Annotated in this window: 17 protein-coding genes; 10 read left to right on the top strand and 7 right to left on the bottom strand. The window is 55.1% G+C overall.

Features of this window, described 5'->3' with window-relative positions; genetic code table 11:
• Positions 1 to 26: 26 nt before the first annotated feature.
• Positions 27 to 290: a DUF1161 domain-containing protein gene (locus EDF82_RS05130; protein ID WP_123754495.1), complete on the bottom strand. Its 264-nt coding sequence runs from the start codon at positions 288 to 290 to the stop codon at positions 27 to 29.
• Positions 291 to 427: 137 nt separating this feature from the next.
• On the opposite strand from EDF82_RS05130, the gene EDF82_RS05125 reads away from it, so the two are divergent.
• Positions 428 to 1105, top strand: a complete 678-nt coding sequence (locus EDF82_RS05125; RefSeq protein WP_370453881.1) for a YnfC family lipoprotein — start codon at positions 428 to 430, stop codon at positions 1103 to 1105.
• Here the strand turns inward: EDF82_RS05125 and speG are convergent.
• Positions 1099 to 1659, bottom strand: coding sequence for a spermidine N1-acetyltransferase (speG, locus tag EDF82_RS05120; protein WP_123754493.1), 561 nt, complete (start codon positions 1657 to 1659; stop codon positions 1099 to 1101). The two genes, EDF82_RS05125 and speG, sit on opposite strands and share 7 nt — an antisense overlap.
• 60 nt (positions 1660 to 1719) lie before the next feature.
• Entirely contained in the window at positions 1720 to 2061 is a 342-nt protein-coding gene (locus EDF82_RS05115; RefSeq protein WP_123754492.1) for a DUF1283 family protein, read from the bottom strand.
• Between the two features lie 142 nt (positions 2062 to 2203).
• On the opposite strand from EDF82_RS05115, the gene EDF82_RS05110 reads away from it, so the two are divergent.
• The 5 genes from EDF82_RS05110 to EDF82_RS05090 all read left to right on the top strand — a co-directional run bounded on the left by EDF82_RS05110 (position 2204) and on the right by EDF82_RS05090 (position 7832).
• Positions 2204 to 2530 (top strand): YnfA family protein, encoded by a 327-nt coding sequence (locus EDF82_RS05110; RefSeq protein ID WP_123754491.1) that lies wholly within the window; start codon positions 2204 to 2206, stop codon positions 2528 to 2530.
• Between the two features lie 410 nt (positions 2531 to 2940).
• Positions 2941 to 3954 carry a Zn-dependent oxidoreductase gene (locus EDF82_RS05105; RefSeq protein WP_123754490.1) on the top strand — a complete coding sequence of 338 codons (1014 nt, stop codon included), beginning with the start codon at positions 2941 to 2943 and terminating at the stop codon, positions 3952 to 3954.
• 49 nt (positions 3955 to 4003) lie between these two features.
• Positions 4004 to 5380 (top strand): MFS transporter, encoded by a 1377-nt coding sequence (locus tag EDF82_RS05100; RefSeq protein ID WP_123754489.1) that lies wholly within the window; start codon positions 4004 to 4006, stop codon positions 5378 to 5380.
• 214 nt (positions 5381 to 5594) lie between these two features.
• Positions 5595 to 7061 carry a mannitol dehydrogenase family protein gene (locus tag EDF82_RS05095; RefSeq protein ID WP_123754488.1) on the top strand — a complete coding sequence of 489 codons (1467 nt, stop codon included), beginning with the start codon at positions 5595 to 5597 and terminating at the stop codon, positions 7059 to 7061.
• A 342-nt stretch (positions 7062 to 7403) separates the two neighbouring features.
• Positions 7404 to 7832, top strand: coding sequence for a universal stress protein (locus EDF82_RS05090; protein WP_123754487.1), 429 nt, complete (start codon positions 7404 to 7406; stop codon positions 7830 to 7832).
• 57 nt (positions 7833 to 7889) lie between these two features.
• Here EDF82_RS05090 and EDF82_RS05085 read toward each other — a convergent pair whose 3' ends face one another.
• Together EDF82_RS05085 and ydfG are read right to left on the bottom strand one after the other, a co-directional pair.
• Positions 7890 to 8576, bottom strand: coding sequence for a GntR family transcriptional regulator (locus EDF82_RS05085; protein ID WP_123754486.1), 687 nt, complete (start codon positions 8574 to 8576; stop codon positions 7890 to 7892).
• Between the two features lie 92 nt (positions 8577 to 8668).
• Positions 8669 to 9418, bottom strand: coding sequence for a bifunctional NADP-dependent 3-hydroxy acid dehydrogenase/3-hydroxypropionate dehydrogenase YdfG (ydfG, locus tag EDF82_RS05080; protein ID WP_123754485.1), 750 nt, complete (start codon positions 9416 to 9418; stop codon positions 8669 to 8671).
• A 365-nt stretch (positions 9419 to 9783) separates the two neighbouring features.
• Between ydfG and EDF82_RS25565 the strand changes: the two genes are divergently transcribed.
• The 3 genes from EDF82_RS25565 to EDF82_RS05070 all read left to right on the top strand — a co-directional run bounded on the left by EDF82_RS25565 (position 9784) and on the right by EDF82_RS05070 (position 12450).
• Positions 9784 to 9906 carry a hypothetical protein gene (locus tag EDF82_RS25565; protein WP_255417649.1) on the top strand — a complete coding sequence of 41 codons (123 nt, stop codon included), beginning with the start codon at positions 9784 to 9786 and terminating at the stop codon, positions 9904 to 9906.
• A 102-nt stretch (positions 9907 to 10008) separates the two neighbouring features.
• Positions 10009 to 12054: a peptidyl-dipeptidase Dcp gene (gene dcp, locus EDF82_RS05075; RefSeq protein WP_123754484.1), complete on the top strand. Its 2046-nt coding sequence runs from the start codon at positions 10009 to 10011 to the stop codon at positions 12052 to 12054.
• Positions 12055 to 12219: 165 nt separating this feature from the next.
• Positions 12220 to 12450 carry a hypothetical protein gene (locus EDF82_RS05070; RefSeq protein WP_123754483.1) on the top strand — a complete coding sequence of 77 codons (231 nt, stop codon included), beginning with the start codon at positions 12220 to 12222 and terminating at the stop codon, positions 12448 to 12450.
• Positions 12451 to 12527: 77 nt separating this feature from the next.
• Here the strand turns inward: EDF82_RS05070 and bla are convergent, their stop codons facing one another.
• Positions 12528 to 13394 carry a PLA/ORN/TER family class A beta-lactamase gene (gene bla, locus EDF82_RS05065; protein ID WP_123754482.1) on the bottom strand — a complete coding sequence of 289 codons (867 nt, stop codon included), beginning with the start codon at positions 13392 to 13394 and terminating at the stop codon, positions 12528 to 12530.
• A gap of 355 nt (positions 13395 to 13749) precedes the next feature.
• On the opposite strand from bla, the gene EDF82_RS05060 reads away from it, so the two are divergent.
• Positions 13750 to 14010 carry a hypothetical protein gene (locus EDF82_RS05060; protein ID WP_174509397.1) on the top strand — a complete coding sequence of 87 codons (261 nt, stop codon included), beginning with the start codon at positions 13750 to 13752 and terminating at the stop codon, positions 14008 to 14010.
• A 55-nt stretch (positions 14011 to 14065) separates the two neighbouring features.
• Here the strand turns inward: EDF82_RS05060 and EDF82_RS05055 are convergent, their stop codons facing one another.
• Complete coding sequence (locus tag EDF82_RS05055) at positions 14066 to 15331, bottom strand: MFS transporter (RefSeq protein ID WP_123754481.1); 1266 nt, start codon at positions 15329 to 15331, stop codon at positions 14066 to 14068.
• Positions 15332 to 15354: the final 23 nt, after the last annotated feature.

Genomic DNA, 15354 nt, shown 5'->3' with positions numbered 1-15354 from the left:
ATCCTTCACCTGAAATGGTCAGGGTATTACTGGGCGTCGCTCTCGGCACCAGACGAACGGGTATAGGTAATTTTGAAGGTGTCGTTGGCGCAGTGACCGACCACCTGGGTACCGGGCTGGTCAGGCTGGTCATTCGGCACGATCGCTAAGCTAAAGCCAGACGCCGGCACGCCGTTGTTGACGATTTTTTGCTGGATATCATTTTTCACGCGCTCGCAGGAATCGGGGGCAGCCAGCACGGAGGTTGAACCCAGCAGCAGAACCATACATAGCCAGGGTGAACGTTTCATCATAGACTCCTTATATTCAATCCATCTGGTTTTAAGCATAGCAGAACTGGTGTAAACAATTGTATTTGCTACTATGATTGTAATCTCCACAAAAGGAATCTGGCGTGAACAAACGGTTTTTGCTGATATCGGCGGTAATGGTCCTGAGCGCCTGTGATAAGCCGGCGTCACCGCAAGCATTTACGCCGGAAATGGCGAGTTTTTCCAATGAGTTTGAGTTCGATCCCTTGCGGGGGCCGGTGAAGGATTTCAGCCAGACCCTCTTCGACGAACACAACGAGGTGGTGAAGCGGGTGAGCGCCCATATGTCCAGCGAAGGCTGTTTTGACCTGTTGGATTTTGAAGACCGGGAGAATAAAACCGGCGCGACGCTGCTGCTGGACGCCAATTTTTATCTCGATGCCAGAACCCGCGAGAAGCGCCTGCGTTTGCAGGGGAAATGCCAGCTTGCTGAGTTACCCTCTGCGGGCATCGTCTGGGACACGGACGATAACGGATTTGTGATCGCCGCGCGGGGCAAAGAGACCACCGCCACCTACCACTATGACAGCGAAGGCTATCCGACCGGGAAAACCACGGTGGCGAAAGATGAGCGTTTTACGGTGCGCTCTACGCCGGTGTCTGACCCGCGTAAAAAACTGGATTACACGGCGACCAGCACCTTCAATGACCGTCAGTTGGGGAGCGTGCAGCAAACCTGCGATTACGATCGCCACGATAACCCGGTGGAGTGTGAACTTCAGGTGATCGACGATAGCGTGCAGCCGCCATTAACCCGTCGATACACCATTAAAAACAACATCGAATATTACTGAGCCGTCGGCTTCAGCAGCGTCTGACCCTGATTACGGTGTTCGCTGATGTACTGATGCTGGAACAGGCACATGCGGATGGTGTTGCGGTACTCGCCGTTGATGAAAAACTCATGAATCAGCTCGCCCTCGACCATAAACCCGAGTTTACGGTAGATGTGGATCGCCTTTTCATTTTCGCTGTCGACAATCAGATACAGTTTGTACAGATTGAGGACCGTAAAGCCGTAATCCATCGCCAGTTTCGCAGCCCGCGTCGCCAGCCCTTTGCCCTGATAATCGGGGGAAATGATTATCTGAAACTCGGCGCGGCGGTGGACGTGGTTAATTTCGACCAGCTCGACCAGCCCGGCTTTTTCGCCATCGCATTCAATCACAAAGCGGCGTTCGCTCTGATCGTGAATGTGTTTATCGTACAGATCGGACAGCTCCACGAAGGCTTCGTAAGGTTCTTCAAACCAGTAGCGCATCACGCTGGCGTTGTTATCAAGCTGATGGACAAAGCGTAGGTCTTCGCGCTCCAGCGGCCGCAGTTTAATGGTATGAGCGTCAGGCATGATGATTCCTGTAGATAAAAGCGAACAGGGCGCCCGCAGGCGCCGGACATGAAGGAAGGATTAAGGTGCGATAGTACGGCCGGTGCGGCGATCTAGGCAGCGCAGGGTGTTCGGTTCCCAGTACGCATTCACGTTCGCGCTTTTCTGGCAGTTATCCTGAGCATCGAAAGCGACGTCGGCCTTATCCCACTCCTTCTCGGTGCGCGTATTGACCTTCTGGCGCAGTGAACGGGTGTCGTTCCACTGCTCTTTTTCCATGGTAGCCTGCTGACGGCTTTGCGCGCTATCGCCGGACTCAATCACCAGCTTGTTGGTTTGCGCAAAAGACGACGCGGTAAACACCACGGCGCTGACGGCCAGCATCGCCGTCAGGCACCAGCGTTTTTTTTGTGTCATTTTCATCACGATTTCCTTTGAGTGATAGCCCTGCGGCCATCTTCAAGTTTACTACATCTCCTGTCGACGGCATACCCGACAAATGAGTGCGGACAGCGGGGATTATCGTGTAACATGGGCTGACCACCCAATCTCTTTACCTGTCTTTATGTTCAAAACAACACTGCTTTTCTTCGCGACGGCGATCTGTGAAATCCTCGGGTGTTATTTACCCTGGCTGTGGCTAAAGCGTGGCGCGACACCGCTGCTGTTGATCCCCGCCGGCGTGGCGCTGGTGATGTTTGTCTGGCTGCTGACCCTTCATCCGGCCGCCAGCGGGCGAGTATACGCCGCCTATGGCGGGGTTTATGTCTGCACCGCGCTGCTGTGGCTGCGTTTTGTCGATGGCGTCAAGCTCAGCCATTATGACTGGGCCGGGGCGCTGGTGGCCCTGTGCGGCATGCTGATCATCGTCGCCGGCTGGGGACGCGCCTGACCGTCCGGCATCATCTCAACGGGCCGCTATCGCCTCGATCGGCGGCCTGTCTCTCACGCACTGCGTAGCCCACCTGTTAACCCCGTATTCCCGTTAGAAAATGACGGATCCGCTGTCGCGCGATCCCGGCTGGATAATGTGATCGGACACCACCTTTTTAAACATCATACTTGTATGGTAGTAGGTCTGATGCTTTAATTTTAAGCGGATGTTCGTAGGGATATCAGGAAAACAGGGGTAACTCAGCCTGAATCGTCAGCGTAAGACGCATTTGGCTGTTGTGGGTGATGCCCTGAGCGGCATCAGGATTGGCTGACAAACAGACAACAAAAAAACCGCCTGACCGTTGCTGAGGGTGACGCGGCGGCGACTGGACGTTGGCACGTTGTGAAACTGGTGAAGGAGAAAAAATGAAGAGTATTGTCATTCGTCAACCCAATGAGCTGGTTATCGAAGAGAGGGCGCGACCGGAACCTGCGACAGGTGAAGTGCGGGTAAAAGTGAAGCTGGCAGGCATCTGCGGATCCGATAGCCACATCTATCGCGGGCATAATCCTTTCGCAAAATACCCGCGGGTCATCGGGCACGAATTCTTCGGCGTTATCGATGCCGTGGGTGAGGGCGTGAAGGACCGTTCGGTCGGCCAGCGCGTCTGCGTCGACCCGGTTATCAGCTGCGGGCATTGTTACCCGTGTTCGGTGGGGAAGCCGAACGTCTGTACGTCACTGGTGGTGCTTGGCGTGCACCAGGATGGCGGGTTTAGCGAGTATGCCGTCGTCCCGGCCAAAAATGCCTGGCAGGTGCCGGACAGCGTGCCGGACCGTCACGGTGTGATGGTTGAGCCTTTCACCATTGCCGCCAACGTCACCGGACAGGTGTCGCCGACCTCAAAGGATACGGTGTTGATTTACGGCGCGGGGCCGATGGGGTTAACCACAATCCAGGTGCTGAAAAATGTGTATAACGTTCAGCAGGTGATTGTCGTGGACCAGATCGCTGAGCGTTTACAAATGGCAAAACGCAACGGCGCGGATCGGGTGATTAATAATGGTGAGCAGTCACTAACTGACTGTCTGCAGGCGGACGGGATCAAGCCGACGCTGATTATTGATGCCGCCTGCCATCCCTCTATATTGTCAGAAGCCGTAATGCTGGCCTCACCGGCGGCGAGAATCGTTCTGATGGGCTTCTCCACCGAGCCTTCGCTGGTTGCCCAGCAAGGGATTACCGGTAAAGAGCTTTCTATATTCTCTTCGCGACTGAATGCCAATAAATTCCCTATCGTATTATCGTGGTTAGCCCAGGGGTTAATTAATCCGGAAACGCTAATTACCCACACCTTTGAGTATCAGCACATTGTTGATGCTATCGAACTCTTTGAAAACGACAGGAAAAACTGCTGTAAGGTCTTATTAACTTTTTGATGTTAATAATTAATACAAACTCTATATATTTCAATTAGAGAACATAATGATGACTACAGTGAAGAATGAGAGAACGACATCCGACCTCATCCGGGCTGCGGTGTCCGGATGGTTAGGGACTGCTCTGGAGTTCATGGACTTCCAACTTTATTCTCTGGGGGCGGCACTCGTCTTCCATGAGATATTTTTCCCTGAACAATCGGCAGCGATGGCACTGATTTTAGCCATGGGAACCTACGGCGCGGGATATATTGCCCGCATCGTTGGGGCGTTTATTTTCGGGCGGATGGGCGATAAAATCGGGCGAAAAAAAGTGCTGTTTATCACCATTACCATGATGGGGATCTGTACCACCCTGATTGGTATTCTGCCAACCTACGCGCAGGTGGGGATTCTCGCGCCGGTGCTGCTGGTAACGCTGCGTATTATTCAGGGGCTGGGCGCCGGGGCGGAAATTTCCGGGGCCGGCACCATGTTGGCAGAATATGCGCCGAAGGGTAAGCGCGGCATTATCTCCTCGCTGGTGGCAATGGGGACCAACTGTGGAACCCTGAGCGCAACCGCCATCTGGGCGGTGATGTTCTTCTTCCTCGACCGTGAAGAGCTGGTGGCATGGGGCTGGCGTATTCCGTTCCTCGCAAGCGTAGTGGTGATGGTCTTCGCCATCTGGTTGCGTTTGAATCTCAAAGAGAGCCCGGTATTTGAGCAGGTCAGCGAAGAGGGAAGCCTGCAAAATAGCGCGGCTGAGGAAGAGAATACCTTTGGCGCGATGTTAAAAAGCAAATCCTTCTGGCTGGCCACCGGGCTGCGTTTTGGTCAGGCCGGCAACTCCGGACTTTTACAGACATTCCTTGCCGGTTACCTGGTGCAAAGCCTGCTGTTTGATAAAGCGATTCCCACCGACGCCTTAATGATCAGTTCCGGCATCGGGTTTATTACCATCCCACTGCTGGGATGGCTGTCCGATAAAGTCGGCCGCCGCCTGCCTTATATTATCGTCAATATATCGGCCATTCTTTTAGCCTACCCGATGATCTCAATTATTGTTGATAAGAGCTACAGCGTCGGCGCGATTATGGCCTCATTAATTGTTATTCATAATTTCGCAGTACTTGGCCTGTTTGCGCTCGAGAATATCACCATGGCGGAAATATTCGGCTCGCGTAACCGCTTTACCCGAATGGCTATTTCCAAAGAGACCGGTGGTCTGGTGGCCGTCGGCTTTGGCCCGGTGCTTGCCGGTATTTTCTGTAATATCACAGGCGCGTGGTGGCCAATTGTCGCGATGCTGATTTGCTACTCGATTATCGGCTTAATTTCCGCACTGCTGATGCCGGAAGTGCGCGACCGTGACCTGAGCCTGCTGCACGATGCCGCAGACGAAGCCCCGCAGCATAAAGAAGTAAGAGCCGGTCAGTTAACCTGATACCGCACCTGACCGACGTTGATGTGGCCGGGTGAAACCACCCGGCTTTTTCATGGCGTCAGTCGCATGATCACCGAGAGTAAGCGCGATAAATCTTCTTGTATGGTAGTTGATGGAAATCAAAGATGTCATACCAATTGCATGAGATGGTTTACCTCACAGAGGCATTCTCCTCGAGAATGGTTGATTAGTAATCATAAAAATGAGAGTCACCATGGAAAACACGCTTTTAACAGCCAAGGCAACGCTTCCTTCTTACGACCGCAGCAAACTGGTGTCGCGCATCGTCCATCTGGGATTTGGCGCATTTCACCGCGCCCACCAGGCGGTTTACGCCGATATCCTGGCCGCGGAACATGGCAGCGATTGGGGCTACACCGAAGTGAACCTGATCGGCGGCGAGCAGCAGATTGCCGATCTGCAACATCAGGATCTGATGTACACCGTCGCCGAAATGTCCGCCGATGCCTGGACCGCGCGGGTGGTTGGCGTGGTGAAACAGGCGATGCACGCCGAGGTCGACGGTCTCGAAAGCGTGCTGGCGAAGCTGTGTGAACCTCAGGTGGCGATCGTCTCGCTCACCATTACTGAAAAAGGCTACTGCCACTCACCGGCCACCGGCGAACTGCAGTTGGATCATCCGCTGATTGCCGCCGATATTCGCAACCCGCATCAGCCAAAATCGGCACCGGGCGTGGTGGTTGAAGCGCTGGCGCGGCGTAAAGCGGCAGGCTTGCCGGCCTTTAGCGTGATGTCCTGCGACAACATGCCGGAAAACGGCCACGTGATGCGCAATGTGGTCTGTGCGCTGGCGGGGGCTATTGACGGTGAACTGGCGGCGTGGATTGCAGAACATGTGACTTTCCCGTCCACCATGGTTGACCGCATCGTACCGGCCGTCACCGCCGATACCCTGGATAAGATTGAACAGCTGACCGGCGTGCGCGATCCTGCCGGCGTGGCGTGCGAGCCGTTCCGTCAGTGGGTCATTGAGGACAATTTCGTCGCTGGCCGTCCGCAATGGGAAAAGGCGGGGGCTGAGCTGGTCGCCGACGTGGTGCCTTTCGAAGAGATGAAGCTGCGCATGCTCAACGGCAGCCACTCCTTCCTGGCGTATCTCGGCTACCTGGCTGGATATCAGCACATCAATGACTGCATGCAGGATGAGCATTATCGTCGTGCGGCCCGGGCTTTAATGCTCAATGAACAGGCGCCGACATTAAAAGTGCAGGGCGTTGACCAGCAGCGCTACGCCGGGCTGCTGATCGACCGCTACAGTAACCCGGCACTGAAGCACCGTACCTGGCAGATCGCCATGGACGGCAGCCAGAAACTGCCGCAGCGTATGCTGGATTCGGTTCGCTGGCATCTGGCGCAAGGCAGCGACTTTACCCTGCTGGCGATGGGCGTGGCGGGTTGGATGCGCTACGTCGGTGGTGTTGATGAGCAGGGGCAGGCGATTGAAATTTGCGATCCGCTGCTGCCGGTGATTCAGCAGGTTGTGCAGAACAGCGTTGAGGGGCCGGAGCGTGTGAAAGCCCTGCTGGGAATTGACGCCATCTTTGGCCGCGATTTACCGCAGGAAGGCCGTTTCGTCGATGCGGTGACCGATGCCTGGCTGTCGCTGCAAGCGCATGGCGCGAAAGCGACCGTCGCTGCCTGGGCTAAAGCACAGGCATAATCTCGTCTACATGCCGCCAGCCCTGGCGGCATGTTTATATGGTACGGCTGCTCTGACGCGCAATAATGCTGACCATCATCTTATTGTCTTAGCCCTGATAGTTTCCGACAAACAGCTTCACACCTTTCGGTAAATAATATTTTACTGCGCCATCCGCTAAAATAATGATCGGGCGCATAGACTATACATATCTTTAACTATGCCGAACTAACTATAAATAATTGATGTTTATTTTAACGATTCTGCCGGTCGTCGAGTGGCTTATTTGTGCTGCGTTTAAAATAAATATGGCATGATGGCTGCAGTAAAAAATAAATATCCTCGGGATAAGGAGTGCCGACTATGTATAAAAGAATTTTATTACCTGTCGATGTGTTCGAAATGGATTTGAGTGATAAAGCGGTACGTCATGCAGAGTTTTTAGCGCAGAGCGAAGGTGAAATTACCCTACTGAACGTGCTACCCAACAGCAGTCGTTCCATTCTGCGCGGTTTTTCCGCCGATATTAAAAAGTTCGAAACCTTTATGGAGGAAGAGTCGCAGAAGAAAATGAAGGCTCTGTCTCGTCTGTTCTCCATCCCCGCCTCGCGGATCCACTCCCGGGTGGTGTTTGGCAACGTGCGCGATGAAATCGTGGCGATCGGCAATACCGATGAGTTCGATGTAATTGTGGTGGGCTCACGCACGCCGGGGCTGTCTACCCATCTGCTTGGCTCGAACGCCGAGTCCATTTTGCGCTATGCCAGAATTCCGGTGCTGGTAGTACGTTAGGGATTGCCATTCAGAAACCGCGGCAGCGGTGATATTTTCTGCTGCCGCCAGATTCGATTATTCTTCGCTAAACCAGTCGCTATTTTCCTGACGAATTAACAGCACTGATTCACTAATTTCGTGCAGGTGAACGTTCATTGCCTTGCCCACCGCTTCAACATCACGCTTTTCCAGCGCCTGGAATATTTCATGGTGCTGGCGCAGGAGCATATCCGGAGGGGTGACGTGATCGAGGCTCATATAACGCACACGGTCAATCGTCGCCTTAATATTCTCTACCGTATCCCAGGCGAGTTGACAGTCGGCAATCGTCGACAGCTTCTGATGAAATTCATCATCCAGCTGGAAGAAATCATTTAATTGCTGACGTTCAACGGCGATACGCTGCTGGGTAAGATTTTGCTCAAGCTGGTAGATTTGCTCGGCAGTGATCATCCCGGCGGCGCGGCGGACTACCGCACATTCGATAGCCTGGCGGACGAAGCAGCCGTTGCGAACCTGCGACAGCGAGATTTTATTGACGTAGCTACCGCGCTGCGGGCGGATCTGAATCAGGCCGTTTTCGGCCAGTTTGATAAACGCCTCGCGCACCGGCTGGCGTGAAACATTAAAGCGCACAGACACTTCTTTCTCAGACAGCGGGGTACCCGGAGGGATCAAACAGTGGACGATATCACTGCGAAGGATGCGGTAAATTTGCTGATTGACAGGTTGTGTCGGATTGAGTTGCGATTCTGCGGCCATTGATGGTTACTTTTAGTGGATTATAAGCGTTATTTTACGCGTATTTTATCGGTTAGCCCATACCCGGCCGTCAAGCGGCCGGGTGGCGAGATTTAACCAGCGCGATGAACGCTCAGACCGGCAAAGCTCTGGCTTACCGGCATCATTTCCAGGGTGTTGATGTTGACATGCGCCGGCAGGTTCGCGACCCACCATACCGCTTCGGTAACATCTTCCGGCGTCAGCGCCTGGGTGTTCTCATAAGTTTTACCGGCTTTGCTGTCATCACCTTTAAAGCGCACGTTAGAAAACTCGGTGCCGCCAACCAGGCCTGGTTCAACATCGGTCACGCGGATCGCTGTGCCGTGCAGGTCGGTACGCAGGTTGAGGCTGAACTGGCGGACGAAGGCTTTGGTCGCCCCGTAGACGTTCCCGCCGGCATAAGGCCAGCTACCGGCAGTGGAACCGATGTTGATGATGTGACCGCGGTTACGCTCGACCATACCCGGTAAAACCGCACGGGTCATGTAGACCAGCCCTTTGTTGTTGGTATCAATCATATCTTCCCAGTCTTCGACGCTGGCTTTGTGCGCCGGCTCGAGACCAAGCGCCAGACCGGCGTTATTGACCAGTACATCGATGGCCTGCCACTCTGCCGGCAGTCCGGCAATCATCTCTTCGATGGCGGCGCGGTTGCGGACGTCCAGCTGCACCGGATAAAGGTTGTCGCCGAGCTCATCTTTTAATGTTTTCAGTCGCTCTTCACGACGTCCGGTGGCGATCACTTTGTGGCCGTTGGCGATAAAACGGCGAGTCATACTTTCACCAAAACCTGCGGTTGCACCAGTAACCAGAATAATCATCATCGCTCCTGTCAATTTTCTCATTAAGCCCCGAACCACGCGCACAACTGTAGAGGGCTGGCAATATCATCAGCACTGTAGCGACAAAAGAAAACGGCGTCTACCTTCAGCGCGTGAGCAATACGTTTCCAAAACAGGGTATTGCGATGACGGGAAAAGGTTGATAACGCCGACGGCAGAGGGCCATTTTCGGGCGATTTTGTCGAAAAATAAATTGCGCGGCATTCATGGCATCAATTGATCATCGCGGCATTTTGCCGATTGTTATTCTGCGCGCCGCGCCCGTTGGGCTGCCATTTTTGGTGGGGATTCCCTATTGTACCTGCCCGCTGTGGCGGGGCTTTTGATGACAGGAGATTGAACAGATGAATGAATGGGACGAAGAAGAGAGCATTGCGACTCACGCGACCATAACCCGTACCGGACTCGATATTCTTGGCGTCACCGGCGCGGTGATGATCGCATTTGTGCTCTATTTTGTGCTTTGAAGCTGCGCTGACCGCCTGAACATCGCGACCACAGGCGGAAATCATTGCGGTTAATCAACACGTTGCCTAATCTAACTGGATAACCGAGTCCAGGAGATGATGATGGCCGAAAACAACCCTTTCTTAAGCATGAGCCTGCTGCCTTATCAGGCACCGCGTTTTGATCTGATTGACGATACGCATTACCGTCCGGCCTTTGATGAAGGGGTACGGCGCCAGCGCGACGAGATCGCCGCCATTGTGAATAATCCCGCGCCGGCAGATTTCGCCAATACGCTGGTGGCGCTTGAACAAAGCGGGCAGTTGCTGACGCGCGTCACCCGGGTCTTTTTTGCCATGGCCGGGGCGCATACTAACCCGACGCTGCAGGCGCTTGATGAGCAGTTTTCCGCCGAACTGGCCGGGCTGGGCAACGATATTTGGCTCAACGATGCGCTGTTCCAGCGTGTAAAGCAGGTATGGCAGCAACGCGATACCCTGACCCTCGACGACGAATCCCGGCGGCTGCTGGAGGTGACGTGGCAACGTTTCACCCTGGCGGGCGCGACGCTGGCACCCGAGCAAAAAACCGCGCTGCGGGCCCTGAACACCCAGGCCGCGGCGCTGCAAAGCCAGTTCCAGCAGCGGCTGCTGGCGGCGGTGAAATCCGGCGGCCTGGTGCTGGATGACCGCGATCGGTTGGCGGGACTCAGCGACGATGAGATCGCCGAAGCCGCCGACGCCGCGCGCGATAAAGGACTGAACGACCGCTGGCTGCTGCCGTTGGTGAATACCACCCAGCAACCGGCCCTGCTGGCGTTACGCGAGCGCCAGACCCGTGAAAAGCTGTTCGCCGCCGGCTGGCAGCGCAACCAGAAGGGCGATGCCAACGATACCCGCGAACTGGTGCTGCGTCTGGCGGAGATCCGCGCCCGCAAAGCTGAACTGCTGGGCGTCGCGGATTATGCCAGCTGGTCGATGGCCGATCAGATGGCGGGAACGCCGGAGGCCGCATTGGCCTTTATGCGCCGGATTGCCCCGGCCGCGCGGGCGAGAGCGGAGCAGGAACTGGCGGATATCCAGCAGCTCATTGACCATCAAGAGGGCGGTTTTACCGCCGAGGCATGGGACTGGCATTACTACGCCGAGCAGGTGCGCCGCACCCGCTTTGCCATCGATGAGTCACAGCTAAAACCCTATTTTGCGCTCGACCGCATTCTACAGGATGGCGTGTTCTGGACCGCCTCGCAGCTCTTTGGCCTGCGCTTCGTCGAACGTTTTGATATCCCGGTTTATCACCCGGATGTGCGGGTCTGGGAAATCTTTGATGCCAACGGCGAAGGGATTGCGCTGTTCTACGGCGACTATTTTTCGCGGGATTCGAAAAGCGGCGGGGCGTGGATGGACGTTTTCGTCGAACAATCGACGCTGCTGGCCCAGCACCCGGTGATCTACAACGTCTGCAACTATCAGAAGCCCAAAGCCGGCCACAGTGCGCTGCTGTCATGGGATGATGTCATCACCTTGTTCCATGAGTTCGGTCACGCCCTGCACGGGCTGTTTGCCAGCCAGCGCTACGCCAGCCTGTCGGGCACCAACACGCCGCGCGATTTTGTCGAGTTTCCGTCGCAGATCTTTGAGCACTGGGCCAGCGAACCGCAGGTGTTCGCCCGCTATGCCCGGCATTACCAGACCGGCGAGGCGATGCCGGATGCGCTGCGGGAAAGCATGTTACGGGCCGCGAAGTTTAACAAAGGCTATGACATGAGCGAACTGCTGGCGGCAGCGCTGCTGGATATGCACTGGCATCGCCTCGCGTCGACGGATGTGCCGCAGGATGTCGATGCTTTCGAAACACAGGCTTTAGGCGAGGAACATATGGATCTTGCCGCGGTGCCACCGCGCTATCGCAGCAGCTATTTCTCGCATATCTTCGGCGGCGGCTACGCGGCAGGCTATTACGCCTATCTGTGGACCCAGATGCTGGCCGACGACGGCTATCAGTGGTTCGTGGAGCACGGCGGTTTAACCCGCGAAAACGGTCAGCGCTTCCGCGAGGCGATTTTGTCCCGCGGCAACAGCACTGATTTAGCTGAACTGTATCGCCAGTGGCGCGGGCATGACCCTAAGATTGAACCGATGCTGGAGAACCGTGGGTTGAACGCGTAAATCGCCATCTGAACAGGTCGCCGGCGAGAAAAGGGCGGTGGCCTGGGCTGTTTTGCGGGTAATGAAAAGTTAACTCTTTGTAATTAATCTTTTTTAGCTGTTTATTTTCGCCCGTTTAGACCAGAATATGGCCTTCGACAATGAAATGGCTGAGAAGGAACCGATATGTTAGATAAATACTTTCAGTTAGATGGTGATAGCGGCGATACGGCTATCGAAAAGCATAAGCGTCTGCTTGCTGTTCAGGCCGCATTGGAGATTTCGAAAGCAGCGGTCTCTTCATCCACCGCCAATTCCGGTATTCGTAGCCAGATGGATTTGCGCAACGTGGCGCAGGAAGTCGCTTCGCTGGCGGACGCCATCCAGGATGCCCTCGAAGGTTACGAGGAAGACTAACCTCGCCGCAGCTGCCCGGACTGGCCTCGCATCGCGAGGCTTTTTTATGCCCGGAACACCTACAGTCTGGCTGGCCGCTACGGCGTTGCGGACCAGTTCTCGACCAGCGTGGCGCCGATCTCTGCAATCTGCTGATTGCGCACCGCCATGGTGGCGTCGGTATCGGTGAGGTAAATCACCACGATGCGTGACGGTTTTCCGTCCGGGCCGAGGGCGGCGATGATACCGCGTGAGCCGCGCTGTCCGGCCCCGGTTTTATCGGCGATAAACCAGCCGGACGGCAGCGACGCGCGCAGCAGCGGACCCGCGACCTGATCATCGATCATCCAGCGCTGTAACTGCTGTTGCGATGATGCGGAAAGCACGCCGCCGGTTAACAGACGGCGCAGGGTGGTGGCCATCGCCTGCGGGGTGGTGGTATCGCGCACGTCGCCCGGCACGGCGGCGTTAAGCTCCGGCTCCCGGCGGTCGAGTCGTGAGGTGCGATCGCCGCTGCGGCGCAAAAACGCGGTTAACCCCTGTGGGCCGCCGATGGCGGTCAGCAGCAGGTTTGCTGCGGTATTGTCGCTCAGCGTAATGGTGGCGGCGCAGAGCTCACCAACGGTGAGTCCGTCGTCGAGGTGCTTTTCGGTTTGCGGAGAATATTCCACCAGATCCTGCTGACGGTAGTGGATCCGGCGATCGAGTTTTTCCTCGCCGCTGTCGACCCGGGCCAGCACCGCCCCGCAGAGCAACACCTTAAAGGTACTCATCATTGGAAAGCGTTGGTCCGCACGATAGCCCGCCAGTAAACGGCCGGTGGTTAAATCCAGCTCAGCATAGCCAACCCGGCCCTGAAGCTGGCTTTCGGCGGTTTTAACGCGACTGATGGTGGCCTCATGGGCCCAGGCTGGCAGGGCCAGCGCGGCGAGTAACGGGAGCAGGGCAAAGCGACTATGGCGCATCTCGGGGGATTTCCTTGGGTCTTATTGTGAGTGTTCGCTAAGGCTGAAGTGGCTGCGGCAGGGCAACGGAAATCATGATAAATAAGACTTATGAAGATTCACAATTTCTCTTTTTTCCTTCATCATTCGCCAGCTTTTACCAGCAATAATTAATGCTTAGCGCAGTATCACTTACCGGAGTAAGCGCCAGGGGTTTACGGCCTTACCGCCTGGAAGCACTCGAATTATTTAGGCTATAAAAAGCAATTTTTTATTTCAGGCTGGTATGAACTATAAGAATATACTGAAGGTAGCGTAAATGCTCTACGATGTCGGCAATCACACATTACTTATTGACCCATCCAGGAGGAACATGGTGGACCCGTTAATTAAGGTCATGCTGGTGGGGGGAAGGGCTGATGGCCTGCTGGTCAGCGTCGCCGATAATGCGACGGAGCTGTCCGTTACTGCTGCACAGTATGGTGCAAAATCCGGCCAGCCGCTGAGCTATCGGATCGTCTCGCAGACGATTGATGACGAACGCTACTTTTTTGGTGTGTTCAGTGAGTCTCACGATGACGCTGACAAGCTCAAACGAGTGGCGCTGAGCAGAGGCATGAAAAAGTCGCTTTGCTGAGCCCGGCAGGCCAATCGGTCGGCCCGTTAATCGCAACGGGCCGCCGGTCTGCGACCTACGTCGCGTTGTTATAGCCGGTAGCCGGCAGCAAGGTTTTACTGCCTTTCAGGGTGAACAGCGAGAGCACCGTGAACCCTAACGTAATCGACCCCAGAATCAGGTATGCCTGATGGAATCCGACGGTATCGTACATCCGGCCCACCCACGCAGACAGCACCACGCCAGAGAGCTGCTTCGATAAGTTAAAGCCAATCAGGAACAGGGTGGCGGACAGTTTCGGGTTAAATGCAGACGAAATATATTTAAAGGTCCCGACCAGCAGGAACGGTACTTCAAACATATGCAGCATTTTTAATATCACCACTTCCACCGCCGAGGTGGCAAACGACGATCCGAGAATACGCACCGACATAATAATCCCGGCGGTCAGCAGCGCGTTTTTGGCCCCGATGCGGTTTACGATGGCGGGAGCGCAGAACATAATCAGTGCATTGAGCAACTCCCCGCCGGTGGTGACAAAACCAAATACTTCGGTACCGCGCTGCGGGTCGGCGAAGAAGCCTTTAAAGAAGTTGGCAAACTGCTGGTCGAAGACGTCATAGACGCTGGCAACCCCGACCACATAGATAATAAATCCCCAGAAGCGCGGCATCCGCAGCAGCTCTGCCGCTACGCGCAGGGAAAAGGCCTGACGGTTGGCGCCTAAGGCATCCATTACCTGAGCGCTGTTGCTGCTTTCCGGACGGGAAAACCACAGCAGTACCCCCAGCACCAGCGCAAACCCGGAGGCAATCCAGAAGGTGATATTGGGGTCAATACCGAACAGGATACCGGTGATGGAAGCGCAAAGCGCCCAGCCGACGCAGCCGGCGACCCGCACTTTGCCGTATTCAAAACGGTTGGCGCGACTGACGCGCTCAATGTAGGCCTCTACCGCACCGGAGCCGCTGGAGAAGACGATCCCCAGATACAGCCCGCCCACCAGCGACCCGGCGATAATATTCATCTGCAGCAGCGGCGAGAACACAAAGATAAAGAACGGCGCGAACAGAATTAATAACACCGTGATGGTCCACAGCAGGTGTTTGCGCAGGCCGAGCTTGTCCGAAATCAGGCCAAATATCGGTTGGCAGATAATGGCGAACAGCGAAATAGAGGAGAAGACAATCCCGGTCTCGGTCTTGGTTAAATGGTTAACGTCCGCCAGCCATACCGGGAAAAAGGGAAAGTAGGCCGACATAATGAAGTAGTAAAAGAAAAAGAACAGCAGGAAGTAGATATAATTATGCCGTTCTCGTGGCGCCAGTTCAGAGAATTTCATAGAGATGTTCCGTTGTTATTATA

Source organism: Klebsiella sp. BIGb0399, assembly GCF_003752615.1.
Lineage (GTDB): Bacteria > Pseudomonadota > Gammaproteobacteria > Enterobacterales > Enterobacteriaceae > Klebsiella > Klebsiella lignicola.
Note: the sequence above shows the minus strand (reverse complement) of the source record. Positions and strands in the feature narration are given on the sequence as shown.

What these genes read in the sequence shown, in the direction of transcription:
- EDF82_RS05085 (WP_123754486.1), bottom strand. Translation starts at nt 8,576, where the DNA reads ATGGCCGCAGAATCGCAACTCAATCCGACACAACCTGTCAATCAGCAA.
- dcp (WP_123754484.1), top strand. Translation starts at nt 10,009, where the DNA reads ATGGCCGAAAACAACCCTTTCTTAAGCATGAGCCTGCTGCCTTATCAG.
- EDF82_RS05125 (WP_370453881.1), top strand. Translation starts at nt 428, where the DNA reads ATGGTCCTGAGCGCCTGTGATAAGCCGGCGTCACCGCAAGCATTTACG.
- EDF82_RS05130 (WP_123754495.1), bottom strand. Translation starts at nt 290, where the DNA reads ATGAAACGTTCACCCTGGCTATGTATGGTTCTGCTGCTGGGTTCAACC.
- EDF82_RS05095 (WP_123754488.1), top strand. Translation starts at nt 5,595, where the DNA reads ATGGAAAACACGCTTTTAACAGCCAAGGCAACGCTTCCTTCTTACGAC.
- speG (WP_123754493.1), bottom strand. Translation starts at nt 1,659, where the DNA reads ATGCCTGACGCTCATACCATTAAACTGCGGCCGCTGGAGCGCGAAGAC.
- EDF82_RS05110 (WP_123754491.1), top strand. Translation starts at nt 2,204, where the DNA reads ATGTTCAAAACAACACTGCTTTTCTTCGCGACGGCGATCTGTGAAATC.
- EDF82_RS05115 (WP_123754492.1), bottom strand. Translation starts at nt 2,061, where the DNA reads ATGAAAATGACACAAAAAAAACGCTGGTGCCTGACGGCGATGCTGGCC.
- EDF82_RS05070 (WP_123754483.1), top strand. Translation starts at nt 12,220, where the DNA reads ATGTTAGATAAATACTTTCAGTTAGATGGTGATAGCGGCGATACGGCT.
- EDF82_RS25565 (WP_255417649.1), top strand. Translation starts at nt 9,784, where the DNA reads ATGAATGAATGGGACGAAGAAGAGAGCATTGCGACTCACGCGACCATA.
- EDF82_RS05055 (WP_123754481.1), bottom strand. Translation starts at nt 15,331, where the DNA reads ATGAAATTCTCTGAACTGGCGCCACGAGAACGGCATAATTATATCTAC.
- EDF82_RS05090 (WP_123754487.1), top strand. Translation starts at nt 7,404, where the DNA reads ATGTATAAAAGAATTTTATTACCTGTCGATGTGTTCGAAATGGATTTG.
- ydfG (WP_123754485.1), bottom strand. Translation starts at nt 9,418, where the DNA reads ATGATTATTCTGGTTACTGGTGCAACCGCAGGTTTTGGTGAAAGTATG.
- bla (WP_123754482.1), bottom strand. Translation starts at nt 13,394, where the DNA reads ATGCGCCATAGTCGCTTTGCCCTGCTCCCGTTACTCGCCGCGCTGGCC.
- EDF82_RS05100 (WP_123754489.1), top strand. Translation starts at nt 4,004, where the DNA reads ATGACTACAGTGAAGAATGAGAGAACGACATCCGACCTCATCCGGGCT.
- EDF82_RS05105 (WP_123754490.1), top strand. Translation starts at nt 2,941, where the DNA reads ATGAAGAGTATTGTCATTCGTCAACCCAATGAGCTGGTTATCGAAGAG.